The organism is Pedobacter sp. 01T416_2, from assembly GCF_056398925.1.
In genome coordinates, this window is the sequence record NZ_JBFTQI010000883.1 from 1 (window position 1) to 2,287 (window position 2,287).

General features: G+C 37.9%; 2 protein-coding genes. Both read right to left on the reverse strand.

Annotation, left to right across the window (positions count from 1 at the left end; all coding sequences use genetic code 11):
• The coding region (gene pafA, locus AC1DPQ_RS25365; protein WP_477611261.1) for an alkaline phosphatase PafA at positions 1-1,579 on the reverse strand (1,579 nt) is incomplete at its 3' end.
• A 67-nt stretch (positions 1,580-1,646) separates the two neighbouring features.
• A partial coding sequence (locus tag AC1DPQ_RS25370; RefSeq protein ID WP_477611262.1) for a glutamate ligase domain-containing protein occupies positions 1,647-2,287 on the reverse strand: 641 nt, incomplete at its 5' end.

Below are 2,287 nucleotides of genomic sequence, written 5' to 3' on the forward strand. Positions count from 1 at the left end.
GTGCAATATCAGTCATGTAATGTGTTTTATTGGATGCTCCAGCTTTGATTCCCCAGCCCATAAAAACCAATGGAATGTGCGAATCGTATGGGTTCCAGTTTCCGTGTGTGGTACCTGTGCTACCACCGTTAAACCAGTTTGGTTGTAAAACATAGTAGATATCGCCGCTTCTGCGCGCATTGTATCCATTGGTAATCATCTTTTTCTGGATTTCCTGAAGTGTGCTTTGCGATATTTTAGCAATATCAACTGCATTTTGGAAACCGTCTAATCTTTTTAAGAATTCTACAGATGCCGATTTAATTACATCAAAACTTACATCACCTTTATCGGTTTTATCATGATCGAAAATGATCTGATTGTTCTGAGATTTTAAAACCACATTGTTTACTTTAAATTTATCATTTAAGTAAGCATTTAATTTGTTTGCGATATCACGGTCACTCACTACGCCCGAAGGCAATTTATTTTCTTGCATAAAGCCTGGTACATGCGCAGCACCATGATCGGCAGTTAAAAATACCGTGTAATTTCCTTTACCTACTTTTTTATCCAGGTAGTTGAAAAACTCTTCGAAATCTTTATCCAAACGTAAATAAGTATCTTCTGCTTCTACTGAGTTCGGACCATAAGCATGACCAACATAATCAGTAGATGAGCAACTTACCGCTAAGAAATCGGTAATGTTATCTTGTCCTAAATTTTCAGAAAGGATCGCTAATTTGGCAAGATCTAACGTGATGGTATTACCATAAGGCGTGCTTCTGATGGCATCGAAGTTTTTATCAATATTTTGGGTGAGCTGATGAGGGAATGTGCTCGCTTTGCCTTCGTATGCTTTCTCATCTGCTGTGCTATTAACATAGGTATTCATTGGATACAATGTTTCCCAGTTTTTTGCATAGAACTTGTTTGCCAATTTCAATTTATTGTAATCGGCAATCCATGTTGGCACTTCTTTCATGTAATAAGTACTGGTAATCCAGTTTCCGGTGCTACCCTGATACCAATATGCTGCATTTGCCGCGTGGCCAGCAGGAAGGATCGACCCCCTATCTTTTAATGAAATACCAATTACTTTACCTCTAAAATTTGTAGCTAACCTCAGTTCATCGGTTATGGTAGTGGTTAGCATATTTTTTGGCGACATATTTCCTTCAGAAGATGKGTTACTGCCTACAGTTGATACAGAAGAATCCTCTGTACAGTACACATTCTTTTTGGTTTCAGGATCGTACCAATCGTTACCAATAATGCCATGAACTGCCGGAACAGAACCTGTATAAATGCAGGTATGGCCACAGGCCGTATAAGTTGGTGTATAAGGAATAAAAGTATTTTCTACAGAAAAACCTTCATTAATTAATCTTTTAAAGCCACCATTGGTATAGCGGTTATAGTAGCGATATAAATAATCCCAACGCATTTGATCAACCACTAAGCCAACCACCAATTTAGGGCGGGCCACCTCGGCAGGGAATGCTTTAGGTTGTGTTGTGGAAGGTTTTTTAGTTTGGGCTGAGGTGAGTGCGATCGAAAAAATAGAAATGGAAAAGATTAGACAGGATATTTTCTTCATTGTGTTTTAGTTAAAGGGCTAAAGTAATAAATTTAGGTAAAGCTACTTTGAAGTTTGTGTAAAGATTTTATATCGCTTCGGCCACTACAAATGTACTTCCGCCAATAAAAACCAGATCTTTTGAATCGGCAGATTGAATAGCCTTTTCTTTTGCCTCGATTACCGATGCATAACTGTTTCCATTTAAGTTAAATGTTGCAGCCTGTTCTTTAAGTTCATCCGCTGCTAAACCACGTTCTAAATCTGGTTTGCAGAAATAATAAGTCGCATTTTTAGGCATCAAGGATAAAACTTTCGAAATATCTTTGTCCTTAACCATACCAAAAACAACATGTAAGTTTTGATAAGGGGTTTGTGCGATGTTTTTGATTACCTCGGCAATGCCAGCTTCATTATGGCCGGTGTCGCAAATCACTAAAGGATTTTTACTCAAGGTTTGCCAACGCCCCTGTAAACCAGTTTGCTTTTTAACCTGGCTTATTCCTTTATAAATCGCTTCCTGATTGATTTTAATTTCTGTTTTCTCGTTAAGTACAGCGAGGGTTTCTACAACGGTTAAAATGTTTTTGTGCTGATAAACGCCGGTAAGATCGCTTTGAAGATCCTTGTATTTAATTTCACTATTCTGATAAACAGATAGGGAAAGTTTATTGTTCCTGATCTTAAAATCCTGAGCCCTTAACTTCGCATCAGCAAAAACAATTGGAG